Source organism: Rhizobium leguminosarum (genome assembly GCF_019798305.1).
Taxonomy (GTDB): domain Bacteria; phylum Pseudomonadota; class Alphaproteobacteria; order Rhizobiales; family Rhizobiaceae; genus Rhizobium; species Rhizobium leguminosarum_U.
In genome coordinates this window covers 1-18,626 of record NZ_JAAXDD010000009.1, presented here as the reverse complement: position 1 = coordinate 18,626, position 18,626 = coordinate 1, and the positions used below count along the sequence as shown (strand labels likewise).

General features: G+C 61.0%; 19 protein-coding genes. 14 read left to right on the top strand and 5 right to left on the bottom strand.

The features are described from left to right. Nucleotides 1-2: 2 nt before the first annotated feature. Both HFO99_RS17095 and HFO99_RS17090 read right to left on the bottom strand, forming a co-directional pair. Nucleotides 3-206 carry a hypothetical protein gene (locus HFO99_RS17095; RefSeq protein WP_222362385.1) on the bottom strand — a complete coding sequence of 68 codons (204 nt, stop codon included), beginning with the start codon at nucleotides 204-206 and terminating at the stop codon, nucleotides 3-5. A gap of 140 nt (nucleotides 207-346) precedes the next feature. Next, a complete protein-coding gene (locus HFO99_RS17090) occupies nucleotides 347-532 on the bottom strand; it encodes a hypothetical protein (RefSeq protein WP_261323195.1) in 186 nt (61 codons plus the stop codon). A gap of 350 nt (nucleotides 533-882) precedes the next feature. On the opposite strand from HFO99_RS17090, the gene HFO99_RS17085 reads away from it, so the two are divergent. The 4 genes from HFO99_RS17085 (at nucleotide 883) to HFO99_RS17070 (ending at nucleotide 5,100) form a co-directional block, all read left to right on the top strand. Beyond that, nucleotides 883-1,989, top strand: a complete 1,107-nt coding sequence (locus HFO99_RS17085) for a septal ring lytic transglycosylase RlpA family protein (protein ID WP_222362383.1) — start codon at nucleotides 883-885, stop codon at nucleotides 1,987-1,989. Between the two features lie 71 nt (nucleotides 1,990-2,060). Beyond that, on the top strand, nucleotides 2,061-3,254 hold the full coding sequence (locus HFO99_RS17080; protein ID WP_222362381.1) for a D-alanyl-D-alanine carboxypeptidase family protein: 1,194 nt from the start codon (nucleotides 2,061-2,063) through the stop codon (nucleotides 3,252-3,254). A gap of 131 nt (nucleotides 3,255-3,385) precedes the next feature. Then, a complete protein-coding gene (gene tmk, locus HFO99_RS17075; protein WP_168322575.1) occupies nucleotides 3,386-4,066 on the top strand; it encodes a dTMP kinase in 681 nt (226 codons plus the stop codon). An 8-nt stretch (nucleotides 4,067-4,074) separates the two neighbouring features. After that, entirely contained in the window at nucleotides 4,075-5,100 is a 1,026-nt protein-coding gene (locus HFO99_RS17070; RefSeq protein WP_222362379.1) for a DNA polymerase III subunit delta', read from the top strand. 39 nt (nucleotides 5,101-5,139) lie between these two features. On the opposite strand, the gene HFO99_RS17065 is transcribed toward HFO99_RS17070, so the two are convergent. After that, nucleotides 5,140-5,928, bottom strand: a complete 789-nt coding sequence (locus HFO99_RS17065; RefSeq protein ID WP_163880048.1) for a sulfite exporter TauE/SafE family protein — start codon at nucleotides 5,926-5,928, stop codon at nucleotides 5,140-5,142. A 234-nt stretch (nucleotides 5,929-6,162) separates the two neighbouring features. On the opposite strand from HFO99_RS17065, the gene metG reads away from it, so the two are divergent. From metG to HFO99_RS17050, 3 genes are read left to right on the top strand one after another with little or no spacing between them, the layout of a single operon-like run. Then, the gene (gene metG, locus HFO99_RS17060; RefSeq protein WP_020049992.1) at nucleotides 6,163-7,713 is read left to right on the top strand and encodes a methionine--tRNA ligase; all 1,551 of its coding nucleotides are present in this window, start codon (nucleotides 6,163-6,165) and stop codon (nucleotides 7,711-7,713) included. 4 nt (nucleotides 7,714-7,717) lie between these two features. Then, nucleotides 7,718-8,500, top strand: coding sequence for a TatD family hydrolase (locus HFO99_RS17055; RefSeq protein ID WP_222362377.1), 783 nt, complete (start codon nucleotides 7,718-7,720; stop codon nucleotides 8,498-8,500). Between the two features lie 4 nt (nucleotides 8,501-8,504). After that, nucleotides 8,505-9,323, top strand: a complete 819-nt coding sequence (locus HFO99_RS17050; protein ID WP_222001971.1) for an MBL fold metallo-hydrolase — start codon at nucleotides 8,505-8,507, stop codon at nucleotides 9,321-9,323. Here the strand turns inward: HFO99_RS17050 and HFO99_RS17045 are convergent. Further along, the gene (locus HFO99_RS17045; protein ID WP_020049989.1) at nucleotides 9,320-9,946 is read right to left on the bottom strand and encodes a TerC family protein; all 627 of its coding nucleotides are present in this window, start codon (nucleotides 9,944-9,946) and stop codon (nucleotides 9,320-9,322) included. The genes HFO99_RS17050 and HFO99_RS17045 overlap by 4 nt on opposite strands. A 258-nt stretch (nucleotides 9,947-10,204) precedes the next feature. On the opposite strand from HFO99_RS17045, the gene HFO99_RS17040 reads away from it, so the two are divergent. Next, nucleotides 10,205-10,882, top strand: coding sequence for a hypothetical protein (locus HFO99_RS17040; protein ID WP_222011722.1), 678 nt, complete (start codon nucleotides 10,205-10,207; stop codon nucleotides 10,880-10,882). 66 nt (nucleotides 10,883-10,948) lie between these two features. Beyond that, nucleotides 10,949-11,326 (top strand): hypothetical protein, encoded by a 378-nt coding sequence (locus HFO99_RS17035; RefSeq protein WP_222362375.1) that lies wholly within the window; start codon nucleotides 10,949-10,951, stop codon nucleotides 11,324-11,326. 75 nt (nucleotides 11,327-11,401) lie between these two features. On the opposite strand, the gene HFO99_RS17030 is transcribed toward HFO99_RS17035, so the two are convergent. After that, complete coding sequence (locus HFO99_RS17030; protein WP_222335169.1) at nucleotides 11,402-11,923, bottom strand: PAS domain-containing protein; 522 nt, start codon at nucleotides 11,921-11,923, stop codon at nucleotides 11,402-11,404. 367 nt (nucleotides 11,924-12,290) lie between these two features. Here HFO99_RS17030 and HFO99_RS17025 point away from each other — a divergent pair, with 367 nt between their 5' ends. The 5 genes from HFO99_RS17025 to HFO99_RS17005 all read left to right on the top strand — a co-directional run bounded on the left by HFO99_RS17025 (nucleotide 12,291) and on the right by HFO99_RS17005 (nucleotide 18,125). Continuing rightward, nucleotides 12,291-13,070, top strand: coding sequence for a LamB/YcsF family protein (locus tag HFO99_RS17025; RefSeq protein WP_222362373.1), 780 nt, complete (start codon nucleotides 12,291-12,293; stop codon nucleotides 13,068-13,070). A gap of 111 nt (nucleotides 13,071-13,181) precedes the next feature. Next, the gene (locus HFO99_RS17020) at nucleotides 13,182-13,889 is read left to right on the top strand and encodes a 5-oxoprolinase subunit B family protein (protein WP_222362371.1); all 708 of its coding nucleotides are present in this window, start codon (nucleotides 13,182-13,184) and stop codon (nucleotides 13,887-13,889) included. Further along, the gene (locus HFO99_RS17015; protein ID WP_222362369.1) at nucleotides 13,877-14,848 is read left to right on the top strand and encodes a biotin-dependent carboxyltransferase family protein; all 972 of its coding nucleotides are present in this window, start codon (nucleotides 13,877-13,879) and stop codon (nucleotides 14,846-14,848) included. Before HFO99_RS17020 ends, HFO99_RS17015 begins: the two co-directional genes overlap by 13 nt. Before the next feature lie 96 nt (nucleotides 14,849-14,944). Next, complete coding sequence (locus tag HFO99_RS17010; protein ID WP_222335159.1) at nucleotides 14,945-15,634, top strand: DUF599 domain-containing protein; 690 nt, start codon at nucleotides 14,945-14,947, stop codon at nucleotides 15,632-15,634. Between the two features lie 340 nt (nucleotides 15,635-15,974). Continuing rightward, the gene (locus HFO99_RS17005; RefSeq protein WP_222362367.1) at nucleotides 15,975-18,125 is read left to right on the top strand and encodes a mechanosensitive ion channel domain-containing protein; all 2,151 of its coding nucleotides are present in this window, start codon (nucleotides 15,975-15,977) and stop codon (nucleotides 18,123-18,125) included. The last annotated feature ends 501 nt before the right edge of the window (nucleotides 18,126-18,626 follow it).

The following is an 18,626-nucleotide window of genomic DNA, read 5'->3' as shown; positions in this document are numbered from 1 at the left end:
ATTTAGTGTCCGTCAGATCCAAGGCCCTTGGGACCGTTGAGCTGGTTCATATCCTCACAGAGAGACCGGACCGCCTCCATCGTCGCGGCAAGCGCCGACATCAGGATTGCGATGTCGCTGTCGTTATCCAACTGGGTAAGCGCGCGAGATCTGGCGTGCAACTGCTGGCTGATCGTGTCGAGCTGCATAATGGTTTCATCGTTCATGGTGATCCTCCAAAGGTCTAACCTTCAAAGCCCGCGGCGGCCATTTCGTTCCCAGCCGTAGCGTCAAATACGCGATCCGCGTTGCATCACATCCAATCGGCGACGCCATTACCCAGGTTGCCGGCGATCGGCGGACAGCCTCAGCACTTTGAGGTTTCGGCAGCCTCGTTCAGTAAGGTTTTGAGGGTCTTGGCGAGATAGAAATTCGTGGAGGGATCATTGGTCATCGTCTTGCGCCATGGGCGGGGACCCTCCGCCGCGGCGTTGACGGATGATGAGGCTGTCATCACCATCAGCAAGATCAAGTACTTGAAAATTTGACCCATTCTTATGCACCAACCGGGATGCCGTGCCGCTCGTGAAGCACGCGCAGGCCGTGTTTCAATATGGAGCTTTGGCAGCGTTCGGAAGCGCCTAGATGTTCACCATATGCCCCGGATCGGCACGTTGATTTCTGGCCCTATTGCGGCGATGGAATGGCAGGCGGGGAGGGTTCGCGTTAGTAATTTATAAACCATAATTATTAGAATTGTCGCTATCGCCGCGAAATTGTTCGTAAAATTGCCACGAACTTAGCAAGATTAAAGCCTCATTAGGCGGGCGGGAATAAGGCGTTGTTGGCCCAAGATGGGGCAAGGTTCCTTAACCATAACGATCTTTGAGCGGCGTGGGGCACATGAAACTGGAATACGGGGCGGCGTCTTTCGCAACGGCAGCACGGTGGCTGGCGATCTCGGCGATGTGTGCGACGGTTGCGGCTTGCGGCACGACGCAGGCGGTGCCGAAGAAAAAAGCCCACGGCAAAGAATATTTCTCCGAATCCGAATATGGCGTGAAGGCGAGCCCGCGGGTCGCCACCGGCAACAATATCCCGAAGGGCGGCGGCCGCTACATCGTCGGCAACCCCTACGAGGTGAAGGGCAAGTGGTATTACCCGAAGGAAGACTTCGCCTATAGCAAGGTCGGCGTCGCCTCCTGGTATGGTTCTGCCTTTCACGGGCGCCTGACGGCGAACGGCGAAGTTTATGACCAGATGCATCTTTCCGCCGCGCATCCGACCTTCCCGCTGCCGAGCTATGCGCGCGTCACCAATCTCGAAAGTGGTTCCTCGGTCATCGTGCGCGTCAACGATCGCGGTCCCTATCACGAAGGCCGCATAATCGATCTTTCCAACAAGACGGCCGACATGCTGGACCTGCAGCACAGCGGCACCGGCAAGGTGCGCGTGCAATATGTCGGCCGCGCCCGCATGGACGGGCACGACATGCCCTATCTGATGGCCTCCTACGCGCCGAAGGGCAGCCGCATTCCCGGCGTCAACCCGGAAGGCCAGATCGCAACCGGCGTGATGGTCGCCTCCAACAGCCGCAAGATCACCCGCGACCAGTTGCAGCGTTCGGAAAGCTACGAGACGCCGGCCAACGTGCCGGTGCCGAGGTCGGCCACCTCCTATGCCGGCTCGACGCCGAGCGCGCGCTACAATGCGGCACCGGCCGCATCACCCGCTCTGGCACCGGCTGCCCATGTTCTGGTGGCGCCATCAGCGCCGTCCTTCAACAATGGCGCTCAGGCGATGGACCAGATGGTCGTGCTGCCTGAGATCGGTCCGATGCCCTACGAGCGGCCCCAGAATTCGCTGGCGCTTGGCTACCAGAACGAAGAGGTGAAGACGGTGACCGTCGATCTCGCCTTCGACGCGGTGATGGTGCGCAATGACGGGCTGACCCAAGAGTCCATCCTTGCCTCGGCCAAGCGTCAGCAGGCAAAGTTCGCCGCGCGCTGAACTGGCAATTGCATCGGATTTCCCCGCGTTCTAACCTCCTGAAATACGCCGCTCGATCAATGGAAATTGCGATGCTGAAGCCCGCGCTTCGCCTGCTTGCATGCCTGATGCCGTTCGCCACCGGAGCCTTTGCAGCCGATGGCGGTGCCGCCGGTTTCGCCACCAAGGCGGCGCAGGCCTATATGATCGAGGCAGCCACCGGCACGGTGCTTCTCGCCAAGAACGAGGACCAGAGTTTTTCGCCGGCTTCGCTCGCCAAGCTGATGACGATGGATCTGGTCTTCGAGGCGGTGACGAAGGGCCAGATCACGTTCGATACCGAATATCCCGTTTCAGAATATGCCTGGCGGACAGGCGGCGCACCGTCGCGGACCGCAACGATGTTTGCCAGCCTGAAATCGCGCGTGCGCGTCGAGGACCTGATCAAGGGTGTCGCCATCCAGGGCGCCAATGACAGCTGCATCATCCTCGCCGAGGGCATGGCCGGAAGCGAGCAGCAATTTGCCGTGTCGATGACGCGGCGCGCCCGCGAACTCGGCATGGAGAAGGCGGAGTTCGGCAATTCCACCGGCCTTCCCGATGGCAAGAGCAAGGTGACGGCACGCGAGATGGTGACGCTCGCCGCCGCCCTTCAGCAGACCTATCCGAACCTATATCCCTATTTCGCGCAGCCGGATTTTGAGTGGAACAAGATCTTCCAGCGCAACCGCAACCCGTTGCTCGGGCTCGATCTCGGCGCCGATGGGCTGGCGACGGGCTTTACCGAGGGCGAGGGCTATTCGATCGTCGCTTCGGTTAAGCGTGACGGCAGGCGGCTGTTTGTGGCGCTTGCCGGCATCGCCTCCGACAAGGAGCGAACTGAGGAAGCCAAGCGCGTACTCGAATGGGGGCTGACGGCCTTTGAGAACCGGCAGATCTTCGGCGAGAAGGAAGTGATCGGCGCCGCCAGCGTCTATGGTGGCACGGCGCGCACCGTCGATCTCGTCGCCAAGGCGCCGGTCAGCGTCTATATTCCGATCAGCAATCCCGATCGTCTGTCGGCGCGCATCATCTATCGCTGGCCGCTGACGGCGCCGGTCACGCCGGATACCCAGGCAGGCACGCTGAGGATTTTCGCCGGCAGCCGGCTGCTCAGGGAAGTGCCGCTTTATACCGTGCAGGCGGTCGGCGAGGGCTCGCTCAGCAGCCGGGCGGTCGACGCCATGCTGGAACTCGGCGAATCGCTGTTCTTCTCCTGGCTCTGGGACAAGCCCGCGCCCGTCTGACGAGCTGTTTCCAATGCAATTTGCCGGGAAAGGTGAAACTGTCGCCGCGGCGAAAGGTTTTCCTCCCTGATATCTTCGGATAGATAGAAGGAGCGGGGCGCGTGCGGCGCCTGGAATGCGGGAAGTTGTCATTGTCATCCGGTACGGGATTGTTCGTTACGTTTGAAGGCGGGGAAGGTGCTGGGAAATCCACGCAGATCCGCCGCCTCGCCGAGGCGCTGAAGGGCGAAGGTCACGACGTGCTGATGACGCGCGAACCAGGCGGATCGCCGGGAGCCGAAGCCGTGCGCCATGTGCTGCTGTCGGGGGCTGCCGAAGCCTTCGGTACGCGGATGGAGGCGATCCTCTTTGCGGCGGCGCGCAACGACCATGTCGAAGAGGTGATCCGGCCGGCCCTGGCCGCAGGCAAGGTCGTGCTCTGCGACCGCTTCATGGATTCCTCCCGCGTCTATCAGGGCATCACCGGCAATCTCGAGCCCGATTTCATCGAGACGCTGCAGCGCATCGCCATCAACGGCGTCATGCCGGATTGCACCGTGATCCTCGACATCCCCGCCAAGGTCGGGCTGGAGCGCGCGCAGAAGCGCGCCGCGGCCGACGGTCCCGATCGCTTCGAGAAGGAGCGGCTGGAAACGCACGAGAAACGGCGCGAGGCCTTTCTCGATATCGCCGCCCGCGAGCCGGAGCGCTGCCACGTGGTCAACGCGATGCAGACGGAGGAGGCGATCGCCGCCGAGATCCTGGCGATCATCAAGCAGCTGCTGTCGCCGGCAGGCCATGCCCGAATGCCGGAAGCCGCCCATCATGAGTGAGGCCCATCATGAGTGAGGACAGGCCCGGCCTGCTCGACGGTGCCATCTGGCCGGGGGAAAATACCAGGCTGTTCGGGCATAAGGAGGCGGAAGCCTTTCTTGCGCAGTCCTATCGGTCCGGCAAGGGCCACCACGCCATCCTGATCGAGGGGCCGGAAGGCATCGGCAAGGCGACGCTCGCCTTCCGCTTTGCCAATCACGTGCTCTCGCATCCCGATCCCGAGACAGCGCCGGAGACGATCGGCGATCCGGATCCTGCCTCTCCCGTCAGCCGGCAGATCGCGTCGGGCGCCTCGCATAATCTGCTGCACCTTGCCCGGCCGGTGGACGAAAAGACCGGCAAGGTGAAATCGGCGATCACCGTCGACGAGGTGCGCCGCGCCGGCAAGTTCTTCTCGCAGACCTCAGGCACCGGCAACTGGCGGATCGTCATCATCGATCCTGCCGACGACATGAACCGCAATGCGGCCAACGCCATCCTGAAGATTCTGGAAGAACCGCCGAAGCGGGCGCTGTTCCTGGTGCTGTCGCATGCGCCAGGACGGCTGCTGCCGACGATCCGCTCGCGTTGCTTGCCGCTGAAGCTGGCGCCACTTGCCGATGACGCGCTCGTCGCCGCCCTTGCCCATCTCGGCATATCAGGCGAGGGCGGGGCAGTGCTTTCGGCCGCCAAGGGCAGCGTCGGCGAGGCGCTGAAACTGCTGAACTATGGCGGCGGCGAGATCATCGCCGCTTATGACGAGATGCTTGCCGCCGAGGGGCCGACGGCCCGCAAGGCGATGCATCGGCTGGCCGACGCGCTTTCGGGCCGGGAAAGCGACACGATCTTCGATTTCTTCGTCAGCCATGTCGGCGACGACATCATGAACCGGGCGCGCGCGGCGGCCGGCGAGGGGCAGATCGCCGCGGCGGAGAGGCTGGCGCGGCTCTATTCCGAGATCACCGAACGACTCACCATTTCCGATGGCTACAATCTCGACCGCAAGCAGACGATCATCAGCATCCTTGCCGATATCAAGCAGCCGGGCCTTTAAAGCGCGTCACCGCTGACACTTTCCGGCACAGCGCTTTGATCAGCCGGTCAGCAGCTTCAGTGCGACGACGGCAAGCGTGGCGGCAAGGACGATGCGGATGGTGCGTTCGTGCAGCTTCGGTGCCAGAAGGCTGCCGATGATGATGCCGGGGATAGAGCCGATCAACAAGGCAAGCAGCATCGGCCAGTCGATCTCGCCGATCAGCCAATAGCCCGTGCCGCCGATCAAGGTGAGCGGTACCGCATGAACGATATCGGAACCGACGATCTCGCGCACATCGAGCCGGGGATAGAGGACCAGCAGGATCGTCACCCCCAGCGCGCCGGCGCCGACCGAGGTCAAGGTGACGAGGACGCCGAGAACGAATCCGAGAATGACGGTGAGGGCGAGGATGGTCGTCGGCTTCGGCGGCGTGCGATCACCGATGGCGCGCCGCGCCAATTCGAGGATCGGGCCACGGAAGACCAGCATGATCGCGGTCATGACGAGCAGCCAGCCGAGTGCCGTGGTGATCGTGTTGGTCACGCCGATGCTTTTGCGATCGACGCCGGCCAGCAGCCAGAGCATCAGCAGGGCGGCCGGCAGGCTGCCGGCTGCGAGGCTGCCGACGATCTTCCAGTTGACGCGCCCATGCATGCCGTGAACGGCCGTGCCTGCCGTCTTGGTGATCGCCGCATAAAGAAGATCGGTGCCGACGGCTGTCGCGGGATGGACGCCGAAGAGCAGCACCAGAAGGGGCGTCATCAGCGAACCGCCGCCAACGCCGGTGATGCCGACGAGGGCGCCGACGAACAGGCCGGAAAGCGAATAGAGCGGCTCGAATGTCAAGCAGGCGCCCCCGCCGGCGCGCGGCCACGACCATTCCGGTAGATGAAAACTTGCACTTCGTTCTTGTCCCGCCCTCTTTCTCATGACCGGTAGATTGGGCGAGAAGCTGAGTCAAGTTCACGCCGCTATCGTCCCGGAAATCATCGACAACTGGAAAGTTGAGGTTTCGCTTGACGATGACATGCGCTAAGAGCGGCTGACCATTTTTATAGAGTTAGCCGGACATTGGCCGCCATGACAGACAAGACACCCTTCTACATCACCACCGCGATTTCCTACCCTAACGGCAAGCCGCATATCGGCCATGCCTATGAGCTGATTGCGACGGATGCGATGGCGCGCTACCAGCGCCTGGACGGCAAGGATGTGTTCTTCCTGACGGGCACCGACGAACATGGCCAGAAGATGCAGCAGACGGCGCGCGCCGAGGGGATCACTGCGCAAGCGCTTGCCGACCGCAACTCCGGCGAATTCCAGGCGATGGCGACGCTGCTCAACGCCTCGAACGATGACTTCATCCGCACCACGCAGGAGCGTCATCACGAGACGTCGCGGAACATCTGGAAGCTGATGGCCGACAATGGCGACATCTACAAGGACAGCTATGCCGGCTGGTATTCGGTGCGCGACGAGGCCTATTACCAGGAAAACGAGACGGAACTGCGCGCTGACGGCGTGCGCTACGGGCCGCAGGGCACGCCGGTCGAGTGGGTGGAAGAGGCAAGTTATTTCTTCAAGCTCTCCGAATATCAGGAGAAGCTGCTTGCCCATTACGAAGAAAACCCTGATTTCATCGGCCCAGCCGAGCGCCGCAACGAAGTGATCTCCTTCGTCAAGTCAGGCCTCAAGGACCTCTCGGTCTCGCGCACGACCTTCGACTGGGGCATCAAGGTGCCGAACGATCCGGCCCATGTCATGTATGTCTGGGTCGATGCGCTGACCAACTACATCACCGCAACAGGCTATATCGAGGACAGGAACGGCCCGCGGGCGAAATACTGGCCGGCCGACGTGCACATCATCGGCAAGGACATCATTCGCTTTCACGCCGTCTACTGGCCGGCCTTCCTGATGTCGGCGAAGCTGCCGCTGCCGAAGCGGGTTTTTGCCCACGGCTTCCTGCTCAACAAGGGCGAGAAAATGTCGAAGTCGCTTGGCAACGTCGTCGATCCGGTCAACCTGGTGAACCATTTCGGCCTCGACCAGGTGCGTTACTTCTTCCTGCGCGAAGTGTCCTTCGGCCAGGACGGCAGCTATAGCGAAGAAGCGATCGGCACCCGCATCAACTCGGACCTCGCCAACGGTATCGGCAATCTCGCCAGCCGCTCGCTGTCGATGATCGTCAAGAATTGCGACGGCAAGATCCCGGAACACGGGGCGCTCAGCGACGAGGACAAGGCTATGCTGGCTGAGGTCGATGCGCTGCATGCTTCGACCCGCGAGGACATGGGCAAGCAGCAGATCCACCGGGCGCTCGCCTCGATCATTTCGGTCGTTTCCGAGACCGACCGTTATTTCGCCGGCCAGGCGCCGTGGGCGCTGAAGAAGACCGATCCCGAGCGCATGGGCACGGTGCTTTATGTGACTGCAGAAGTCGTGCGCCAGATCGCCATCCTGCTGCAGCCCTTCATGCCGGAATCTTCGGCCAAACTGCTCGATCTGGTCGCAGCCCCCGACGACAAGCGCGACTTCGCCGCTCTTGGGCAAGCCGGCCGTCTCGTTGCCGGAACGGCACTCGAAGCGCCGACGCCAGTCTTCCCGCGTTACGTGGCTCCGGAGGCTTGAGGCCGTGCTGATCGATACGCATTGCCATCTTGATTTCGCCGACTTCGAGGCGGAGCGGGACGAGATCGTCGCGCGCGCCCATCAGGCCGGTGTGGCGCAGATGGTGACGATCTCGACGCGGGTGCGCAAGCTCGACGGGTTACTTGCGATCACAGAGAAATATCCTTCGGTGTTCTGCTCGGTGGGCACGCATCCGAACAATGCCGACGAAGAGCTGGATATTGAGACGGAAGAGCTGGTGCGGCTCGCCAATGCCCATGAGAAGGTGGTCGCGATCGGCGAGGCCGGTCTCGACTATTTCTACGACACACAGAAACCTGAGGATCAGCAGACCGGCTTTCGCCGCCATATCGCGGCGGCGCGCGAGACCCAGCTGCCGCTCGTCATCCACAGCCGCAGCGCCGACGAGGACATGGCTGAGATACTGACCGAGGAAAGCGGGAAGGGGGCCTTCCCCTTCATTCTCCACTGCTTCTCCGCAGGCCCGGAACTTGCCAAGACCGGCGTCGCGCTCGGCGGCTATATCTCCTTCTCGGGCATCCTGACCTTCCCGAAGTCGGACGAGCTGCGCGAGATCGCCAAGACGATCCCGCTTGATCGGCTGCTTGTGGAAACGGACGCGCCCTATCTCGCGCCGAAGCGCTGGCGCGGCAAGCGCAACGAGCCGTCCTATGTCGTCAACACGGCCGAGGTGCTCGCCGATACGATCGGCCTTGCCACCGAAGAGGTCGCGCGGATCACGACGGAGAACGCTTTCCGGCTGTTCTCGAAGATGCCGAGGATCTAGCGGCGTGCTCTACCGACGGCGTTTCACCATTCTCGGCTGTTCGTCGTCACCGGGCGTGCCGCGCATCACCGGCGACTGGGGCGCCTGCAATCCCGACAATCCGAAGAACCGGCGCACGCGCGCTGCTTTCATGGTGCAGCAATTCGCGCCCGATGGCGGTGTCACCACCGTCGTCATCGACACCGGGCCGGATTTTCGCGAGCAGATGATCAGGGCAGGGGCCGACCATGTCGATGCCGTGCTCTACAGCCATCCGCATGCGGATCATATTCATGGCATCGACGATCTGCGCGGCTATTTTCATAATACCCGCCGCCGGGTGCCGATCTTTGCCGACCAATTTACCATGGACAGATTGCGGGAAGCCTTCGGCTATTGCCTGGAAACGCCGCCGGGCAGCAATTACCCGCCGATCGTGCTGCCGATCGTCATCGAAAACCTCGACGCGCCCGTCGAAATTCATGGTCCCGGCGGAATGATCGCCTTCCATCCGCATATCCAGCAGCATGGCGACATCCATTCGCTCGGCTTCCGCATCGGGGATGTGGCTTATTGCAGCGATATCAGCGATTTCCCGCCGCAGACCGTCGAGAAGCTTCAAAATCTCGACATGCTGATTATCGACGCACTGCAATATACCTACCATCCGAGCCATCTGTCGCTGGAACAGTCGCTCGACTGGATCGGCCGGCTGAAGCCCAAACGGGCGATCCTCACCCATATGCACACGCCGCTCGACTACGATGTGGTGATGGCTGAGACGCCGGACCATGTGGTGCCGGCGTATGACCAGATGAGTTTTGAGACCGAGGTCAGGCTCTAAAGCTTGAACCCGCTCGCTTGCACGTAGGGCAGCAGTTCGACGCCGCCGCGATGGATCATGTCGAGCGAGACATAGAGGATGATCAGCAGGCCGACATAGGCGATCCAGCGATGGTTGGAGAGCAGGCGGGCGATCAGGTTTGCGGCAATACCCATCAGCGCGATCGACAGGGCAAGACCGATGACCAGCACGCTCGGATGTTCGCGCGCAGCACCGGCAACGGCCAGCACGTTGTCGAGGGACATCGAGACGTCGGCAATGACGATCTGGGTCGCCGCCTGGAAGAAGGTCTTTTTCGGCGCGCCTTCGCCACCCACCGCTCCGTGATTCTCGCCATGGCCGGCGCGAAGCTCACGCCACATCTTCCAGCAGACCCAGAGCAGCAGCAGGCCGCCGGCCAGCAGCAGGCCGACGATCGCCAGCAGATAGACTGCGACGCTGGCAAAGAGAATACGCAGAACGGTCGCGGCCACAATGCCGACGATGATCGCCTTGCGGCGCTGCGTCGCCTCGAGGCCGGCAGCGGCAAGACCGATAACCACGGCGTTGTCGCCGGCGAGAACGAGGTCGATAGCAATGACCTGCAGCAAAGCCGTCAGACCGGCTGCCGTAAACATGTCCATATGAATTATCCCCAATGCGTCAAAGCCGTGCTAGCGTCTCGAAGGTTTGACGTCAACCGCTGAGAGATTTCGCAAGCGGCGTAATTTGCGAGTCTGCGCGCCGAAAAGGCAGGCGGCGATGAAACAGCAGGCGATACGGCGGAGCATCGCCATTCCCCTGGAACATTCAACTCAGCCGCCGGTTCTTCAAGTCAGGAAACCAGACTTCGGCCAAACTTCGGATTGGCGGCTGGATCCAGACATCGAGAGGACAGTTCCATGGGCAGCATTTACAATGATACCAACCCGGCCTTTTCAGGCCCGACAGGCGGCAGCAGCCTTGCCGCATTTTTTGACAACCGATCGGACGCCGAATCCGCCGTCTCCCGTCTTGAGGACGCAGGCGTGCCGGTTGCGAGAATAAGGCTGATGCCCGGATATGAGGCGGGCGCAAAAAATACCGGCGCGATGAGCGAAGACCGCAGCGGCTTCTTCGACGCGCTGGCAGACTTCTTCTTCCCCGACGAGGATCGTGCGGTCTATGCAGAAGGGTTGCGGCGAGGCGGTTTCCTCGTTCAGGTCAATGATGTCGATGACGCGCTCTACGAGACCGTCCACGATATTCTGGACGACGAGGGCAGCATCGACATGGATGAGCGCGCGGATCTCTGGTCGTTGGAGGACAGACAGCAAGGCGCGTCCAATACCGGTTTTGCCGGATCGGCGCATGGCGGCAAAGCCTCGGAAGACCTCGCCGTGTCCGAGAGCGCATTCGACGATGCGCGCCCGGTGGCAATGCGGGACACCGCGCATGGAAGCGCCAAGGTGCGTGCCTATACCTTGCCCGACCCTGGCACCCCGTCATCGGACGAAACCAATCGCCAATCCCAAGGCCAGTCCCAAACCCAATCGCAAGGCGGATCTCATCAGAGCCAGGGTTTCCGACGCGACCATTGATATCACGAGGCCCGGCCGCAATGCCGGGCCTCATTTCTTCTCGCTCAACTATTCGAGGACATGTCGATGCAATCATCCATCAACCGCCACGGCCTTGCGCCTGACCCCGACGAACTGATCGCGGAAGGTGATCCGCCCTTCGCCGACACAGCGGAGCAGACGGCGCGTGAGAAGGCCGACGAGAGCCTGAACGCCCTGCAGCATGAGGTCAGGCTGCTGAATGCCCGCATAGGCGTGCTGCGCGAGGATGCCGAAGCGGCGCTGAAAGCCAAGGCGGTATCGGTCGATGCAAGCGCTCATGTCCAGCTTGGCGATTATCCCTGGCTGAAACTTGCCGCGGCGATCGGCGCAACCTTCATTGCAGCCAGGCTGGTTCGGCGTCTTCCGCTCGGCGTCCTGCTTGCGGGATTTGCCGGTCATATCCAGGAGGATAGACGGCAGTGACGGAGGTGAGAGCCTGATTGCCAACGCCGCCCTTCAGCGTGACATGCTTTGAGAGCTACCAGTGCGCCGAAGGAATCAATGAACCTGCACGGTGTCCGATGGCATCGGCTTGGCAAGCTCCTTGAGAATCGCTTCAAGCGCATCGGCCGTCGCCTGCAGGCCGGATGACCGCGCAATTTTCAGTGCCGCCCTGCAGTGAGCAGATAATTCGTCCTGCTGGGCGTGATCATTCGTCGGAAATACGATGCCCGCATATTGCGACGGGTTTCCGGCTTCATCCCTGAAGCATCGGCCAAAGGCAGCCACGGCTACTATTTGCCCGCTTCGATCAAATACACGATAATCACAGCGATACGGATTTCCTGTGATCACCGATTCTGAAATCGCCTTGGCCACAGATGGCTTGTCGTCCGGGTGAATCCGGTCGAGGTACCGTATGACCGGCAGCCCCGTGAGGGTCTGTTCCGGATCAAGCCCAAAGAGGTTTGCCAGCGCCGAATCCGCATAAACCTTGTCGGTCGCCAATTCCCAGGTGAAAATGCCAGGCTCTTCGGCAACGGAAAATTCGGACGTGCCGATGCTGTCGACAAGGTTCATTCCACATCCACATTCTGCGCGCCACTGCTACTGGTCGATCAAGTCACCTGACTCTTGAGAGAATACGACGTGCTCGACGATTTCGCCGCCGATCTTACTGCATAATTCCTCAAATCGGAATCGATTTAAGGATTCTTCGCCTGGCAGTAACCCACGCCTGATGGATTCGATCTGTGCCGGATCAATGGTAAGTTTGCCACCGAAGCCCCGCGCGAAAGACGGCCCGAGACCGCCACATAAGCTCGCCGCGCGCAGCCAGCAGCCGTCGGTTTCTTGACGAGTAAGGCGAAGGTGTGCTCCACCTCGGCTTCGACGTTCCACAATGCGACGAAGCTGACAAGACCGGCGCGAAGGGTTGACGGAAATCATGACGAAAATCGATCTCAATTCTGATCTGGGGGAGGCGTTTGGACCCTGGCGCATGGGCGACGACAAGGCGATCCTTGACGTCGTCACCAGTGCGAACATTGCATGTGGCGGTCATGCCGGAGATCCGGCGACCATGGTGGAGACGCTTGCCCTGGCAAGCGAGCGGGGTGTCGTCGCCGGAGCCCATCCGGGCTTTGCAGATCGCGAGGGCTTCGGACGACGCCTGATCCCCTTAAGCATCCGGGAAGTGGAGCAGCTTGTCGCAACGCAAACAGGTGCGCTGATGGGAGCTGCGGCTTTGGCGGGCGCCCGAGTCCGTTACATCAAGGCGCACGGCGCACTCGCCAATTGGGCGGCCGACGAACGGCCGGTCGCCGACGCCATCATCCGTGCCACCCGAGCAGTCTCGCCGGAACTTGCCATACTGGCGATTTCCGGGACAGAGCTGGAGCATGCGGCCCGCGATGCCGGCATGACCGTCTTCAGCGAGATTTTTGCTGACCGTGGCTACCTCTCCACGGGCCGGCTCGTTCCGCGCAACTTGCCGGGAGCGATGATCGATGATCCCGTGGAGGCAGCATCGAGATTGATCGAGTACCTGTCCAGCGGCCTCATGCCGACGGTCGACGGCGTTCCGATCCCTCTCGATGCGCACTCGATCTGCGTTCACGGGGACAGCCCAGGAGCGCTCGCCATGGCCGTCCACGTGCGCCAGGAATTGCAAAAGGCAGGCATCGAGGTGGCACCATTCCTCCAACCGACTAAGGAAAACAGGTGATGGCCAAAGGCCATCCTATCCCCGAGGTTACCGTCACCGATCCGGACGCCTACGGGACCTGCGCGCGGGCCGCGGATGCGGATTTCATTCTGATCGAAGGTGCCGACTGATTTGTCACAGGACCCATCCGCAGCGTCCGGCAGCGTTCCGAATTACCATCCGGTGGGCGGCCACGCGGTGCTCGTCGAATTCGGCGCGAGCATCGATAAACGGATCCACGATCAGGTCGTCAAGCTGGATGCCGCCTTGAAGGCGGCACCCTTTCCAGGATTCGTCGAAGCCGTTCCGGCCTACGCCAGCATTCTCGTATGCTTCGATCCGCTCGTGGCCGATCACCGGACGACGGAGGCGGCCATTGCCGAGCTTCTGGCGGTTGAGGTTCCAGAGACGATCGGAGCGATGCGTGAAGTCGAAGTCTGCTACGATCCTGATCTTGCGCCCGATCTTGCCGCCGTCGCCGAGGCATGCGGATTATCGCCGGAAGAACTTATATCCGCCCATCTCTCCGGCGACTACAGCGTCTTCATGTACGGCTTCGCTCCAGGATATGCTTACCTTGCAGGCGTGCCCAAAGCCATTCAGCAGCCGAGGAAGCCTGCGCCTGTTCGCGGCATCGCCGCCGGAAGCGTGCTGATCGCCGGTCCGCAGTGCCTGGTGAGCACGCTCACCATGCCGACCGGCTGGTGGATCATCGGCCGCTCGCCGACGAAGATCCTCGACGCCGCTTCCAACGACCGTCCGTTCCTTTTCGACGTCGGCGACGCGGTGCGTTTCCGCCGCATATCGAGGGCGGAATTCGACGCGAGGTGCCCCGCATGAGCGAAGCTGTCCTTGCAATCAACTTCGCGGGTCCTCACGTCGCTGTCCAGGACGGAGGACGTCATGGATTGATGCGATATGGCGTTCCGGCCTCCGGTCCGATGGACAGGACCTCGTTTGCCGCCGCCAACGCCGCCGTCGGCAATCCTGCAGGTCAGCCGGCAATCGAAGTCTCCATGGGCGGCATGGTTCTCGACTGCCTGTCGGGGGACGTTACATTCGCCGTCGCCGGAGGAGGCTTCATCGTAGAGCATGCCGGCGACAAGCGCGGCGCATGGATGGTCGCCACCTTGAGGGCCGGGGAGCGGCTGGCGATCCGTTCGGGATACTGGGGAAGCTGGACGTATCTAGCCTTCGCCGGTCATATCGAGGCGAAGACCTGGCTGGGCAGCATGTCGACGCACAGTCTATCCGGCCTCGGCGGCGGGCGACTTGCAGCCGGACAGACAATCACCGTAACGGATCCGGAAGTACGAGACGATCGACATGGTCCGATCATATGTCCGGTCATCGCAAGACCGCGATCCGAGCTGCGTGTGGTGGTCGGTCCGCAGGATCGATTCTTCTCGAAAGAAACCTTGTCGAATTTCCTTTCATCGCCTTTCCGCCTGAGCGACGCTTATGACCGCATGGGCGTACGCCTCCAAGGTCCGTCGCTTGCGCCAAGCGTCGCGCTGGACATGCCGTCGGAAGCGATCGTGCGGGGCTCGGTGCAGGTTGCCGGAGACGGTGTTCCCACCATTCTGCTGGCCGACCACCAGACGACCGGAGGATATCCCAAGATCGCCACGGTGGTGGATTCGGATCTGGACGCCTTCGTCCAGCTGCGCCCACGCGACCATGTCGGTTTCCTGGCCGTGACGCCGCAGCAGGCGATCGAGCAAATTCGGCTTCGGGTTTCGACGACCTCCCGTTACCTCGCGGCGGTCCGCGAGGGGACTTGGAAGACCCGAATATAGGCTGATGAACTGAAGGGCAGGGCGGCGATAGACGCTTGGAGCTGCCACCAGCTCGAAGTACTGTTCAGGAAAATCCAGATTCAGTTCGGGGGCACCATGGATTTTCTCAACGTCGCGGCGATCGCTTTCTTCCTTCTCGTCTGGGTGGCGGTCGAGCCTTTGATGGCAGCAGGGTGGCCGCGACGGAACGATAGCCTTTCCGTTGATATGGTGCGCGTTCGCGCGGCCTGGATGCGCGAGGTTCTGACGCGCGACAACAATTTCATCGGAGATGCCGCGATCCTCGGACACACGATCAATTCGGCATCCTTCTTCGGCTCCGCCAATCTCATCGTCATCGTCGGGCTGAGCGGCGCGCTGTTCATGGAGCCGAACTATGGATCGGGTGGCCTGATCACGATGTTTGCGGCCCAGGATCCGGCGTGGTTTTTCCAATGCAAGGTCCTCCTGATCATGGCGACCCTGCTGCGAGGACTATCCGATTTCATCTGGGCGGTCCGGCAGATCAACTACTGCCTGGCGGCGATCGGGGCGAGCCCATCCCGCGATGAGGAGAGGGACATTGCCGGCTGGACGAACGCCCTGACCCTGGTTTTGAACCCTGCACTTCGATCGTTCAGCGTCGGCGTCCGGTCTTATTACTTCACCTTCGCGGCCGCTTTCTGGTTTCTCGGGCCAATCCCTTTCGCTGTTGCCACCATCCTCAGCGTCGGCGTGTTGATCTGGCGTCAATCCTGGTCGGATGCTGCAAAAGGGATCATGGCCATACGGAAGCTGCTTGATTAGAGCATAGGGCGGTCACTTCGCTGCCTGGGAGGAGCCTGAACTCTTCTGTCAGGAGATCAGGGAGGCCTTCAGAAGCTTGCGGTCTTGACGCCGCCTAGAACAGGATGATTTTAGGCCGGGTCGGCCTAAAATCTGAATCCTGTTCTACATTATATAGTCAGAGCATGATGTCGTCCGAAAACCGCTCACACTTTTCGGCGTCATGCTCTAGCCTTTGGTTCGCAGTCTGCGTCCCCGAGACCGGTTCGTCGATTGACGTTGGTCGTGCAACGCTTCACAAAGTCCGAAGTTTCGACCAACCCAGCAAAAGCGACGACACCGTCGCGGGGACCACGGCCACATGCGCATCATCGATGACCGTCATCGCCTCCGCAGAGTGTGCGGATACCTGACGCTGGTACTTTCAACGCTTCTGCTCGCGAGTGCAAACCCCGCCTCGGCGGCTGAGCCGACCAATTCCTCGGCGCCAATCCGGGTTATCATCGAATTGCCGAATGATGATTCCGGACGAGCGCTGATGAATCGGATCGTCCCTGGCAATCAGGAACCGGCGCAGCCAGTAGTAGTCTCGCAAGAGGCGGCACCGACATCGATTGCAACGTCACTACAGGATTTGCGCCAGAGGCTGCTCACACTTGTCGACGCCGTTCCGACCCTCCCAGGGCAGATCCAGTCGGCGATCCGGGTCTTCCAAACGGATGATCGTATCGAGCCTGTCGGCCTGATCTTGGCGGTCATACTCTTCGTCGCAGGCGGGTTTGTTGCCCAGCGCCTTGCCTGGTGGTCAGGGCGAGGGCTGCTCCATTTTGTGCTGAACGCACCCGCCGACACTGTCCGGCAGCGGATCAAGCTCCACGCCGCCCGGCTTTCAATGGGTCTTCTCGCCTTGGTCGGTTACCTGATCGGAAGCCTCGGCGCGTTTATCCTCTTTCCATGGCCTGCCGTATTTCGCGATATCGCACTCATTCTGCTGTCAGCCGCGCTCATGGTGCGCCTTGGCGTGCTAGTGGGCCGCATTGTCATCGCGCCAGGCGCCCGCCTGCCGCATATGCGGCTTCTGACGCTTGTCACCTCGCTTGCCTGGTTCTGGTACTACTGGCTCCTCGGAATCGTCGCAGTGCTGGCCGCTGGCTGGGCCAACATCGAAGTGATCGGGACGATCCGGGCTTCACCCATCATGGCCGATCTCTTTACCGCAGCATGGCTTGGTGTCGTTTCAATCGCATTGATCGTCATGATCTGGCTGCGGCATTTTCGTTCCGACGGGCCGCCCGTGAGCCGGCTGGTCTGTGTCGGCTTCAGCGCGAGCATCCTGCTATCGTGGCTGTTATGGGTATCCGGGCTCCGCGGTGCATTCTGGACAGTGGTTGTCATCACGCTTCTGCCGCTTACCGTTTCGGTGGCTCATGATATCATTCGTCGCATTATACAATCCGGCGACCAGCAGGCGGTGGAAGATCCGGCTATCGTCGGATGGTCTGCTGTCATCATGCAAACGCTGCGGAACGGCCTCATTGTGGTCGCCGCGCTGCTCATTGCCCGCGCGTGGAATGTCAATCTCAGCGACCTTGCCGCAGCCGAAACGGTGACCACGCGTTTGATCCGCGCAGGAATCCGCATTGTTATCGTGCTGCTGGTGACCGACGTTATCTGGAAGCTCGCAAGCACGCTGATCGACAGCCAGATGGCGGTGGCGTCGCGAAGCGAGCAGGGGGGACATCAGGACGGAGCCGATGCGCGCCGGCGTCAGCGGTTGAATACTCTCCTTCCCATTCTTCGCAACGTGCTGTTCCTGGCGATCGGCGCTGTCGGCTTCCTGATGATCCTGGATGCCGTTGGCATCCAGATCGGACCACTGCTGGCGGGCGCTGGCGTCGTCGGCATAGCCGTCGGCTTCGGTGCGCAAACACTCGTCAAGGACATCATCTCTGGCGTCTTTTATCTGTTCGACGATGCCTTTCGCATCGGCGAATACATCCAAGCGGCGAAATATAAAGGCACGGTCGAAGGTTTCTCGCTGCGATCGATCCGCTTGCGCCATCACCGCGGTCCGGTCACCATCGTTCCCTTCGGCGAACTCGGAGCGGTGCAAAACCTCAGCCGTGACTGGGTCATCGACATCATCACGCTCACCCTGAATTATGACAGCGACCTTGAGGAGGTCCGCAAGACCATCAAACGCATCGGCGTTGAGCTTCTCGAGGATACCGAACTCGGGCCTAACATCATCGAGCCCTTGAAAATGCAGGGGATCGAGCAGATGGCGGATTATGGTGTTCAGATTCGGCTGAAGTTCATGACGAAACCCGGCGAGCAGTTCGGCGTCCGCCGAAAGGCGCTCGCCATGCTCAAGAAGACATTCGCGGAAAAAGGCATCCAATTTGCAACGCCGACCGTCCATGTTTCCGGCGGTCCCGCCGATGCAGCGGCAACCGCTGCAGCCTCGGAGCTGCAAAGACCATCGAAAGTCATCCCGACACTTGAGGAGTAGCAACGGCGAGCTTTCCGTCGAACCCCGTCAATGCTCAACAGTCTGACCCTGACGTTGTCGCCAAGCACGCGTCGTCCGAGACACGGGTTTCGAAAGAGTCTGTTGGCTGGGATCAGCTGTTCTATGAGGGCATGTCCGCAGGTTAACTCGTCGATGTGCTGGATCGTCAAGATGCAAATTCGAGCAGGCCGATTTTAGAAGAGTGGGTCTATGAGATGGATGACGAAGGTATGCCATTGTAATCAAAAGGGCATCCTATTGTTCCATAATCTATCTTATGCGACATAATGCTGTAAGGGCTATTTAGTAATGCGACAGTTGGGCCAGTTAGAGATGCGACAGTCTCGCCTCTCGACGCACTGGTCAACGCCAACGTTGGGAGCAAGGATGACGATCTTCAGCCTGGTCGAGACCATGAGCGGTCGGAGTCGTCATGTCCTTTATGATCACCATGTCGCAGAAAGAGTTGCATCGCCTCGAAGTCATCCAGAAGATCCGTGA

What these genes read in the sequence shown, in the direction of transcription:
- HFO99_RS17095 (WP_222362385.1), bottom strand. Translation starts at nt 206, where the DNA reads ATGAACGATGAAACCATTATGCAGCTCGACACGATCAGCCAGCAGTTG.
- HFO99_RS17090 (WP_261323195.1), bottom strand. Translation starts at nt 532, where the DNA reads ATGGGTCAAATTTTCAAGTACTTGATCTTGCTGATGGTGATGACAGCC.
- HFO99_RS17085 (WP_222362383.1), top strand. Translation starts at nt 883, where the DNA reads ATGAAACTGGAATACGGGGCGGCGTCTTTCGCAACGGCAGCACGGTGG.
- HFO99_RS17080 (WP_222362381.1), top strand. Translation starts at nt 2,061, where the DNA reads ATGCTGAAGCCCGCGCTTCGCCTGCTTGCATGCCTGATGCCGTTCGCC.
- HFO99_RS17070 (WP_222362379.1), top strand. Translation starts at nt 4,075, where the DNA reads ATGAGTGAGGACAGGCCCGGCCTGCTCGACGGTGCCATCTGGCCGGGG.
- metG (WP_020049992.1), top strand. Translation starts at nt 6,163, where the DNA reads ATGACAGACAAGACACCCTTCTACATCACCACCGCGATTTCCTACCCT.
- HFO99_RS17045 (WP_020049989.1), bottom strand. Translation starts at nt 9,946, where the DNA reads ATGGACATGTTTACGGCAGCCGGTCTGACGGCTTTGCTGCAGGTCATT.
- HFO99_RS17040 (WP_222011722.1), top strand. Translation starts at nt 10,205, where the DNA reads ATGGGCAGCATTTACAATGATACCAACCCGGCCTTTTCAGGCCCGACA.
- HFO99_RS17035 (WP_222362375.1), top strand. Translation starts at nt 10,949, where the DNA reads ATGCAATCATCCATCAACCGCCACGGCCTTGCGCCTGACCCCGACGAA.
- HFO99_RS17030 (WP_222335169.1), bottom strand. Translation starts at nt 11,923, where the DNA reads ATGAACCTTGTCGACAGCATCGGCACGTCCGAATTTTCCGTTGCCGAA.
- HFO99_RS17025 (WP_222362373.1), top strand. Translation starts at nt 12,291, where the DNA reads ATGACGAAAATCGATCTCAATTCTGATCTGGGGGAGGCGTTTGGACCC.
- HFO99_RS17010 (WP_222335159.1), top strand. Translation starts at nt 14,945, where the DNA reads ATGGATTTTCTCAACGTCGCGGCGATCGCTTTCTTCCTTCTCGTCTGG.
- HFO99_RS17005 (WP_222362367.1), top strand. Translation starts at nt 15,975, where the DNA reads ATGCGCATCATCGATGACCGTCATCGCCTCCGCAGAGTGTGCGGATAC.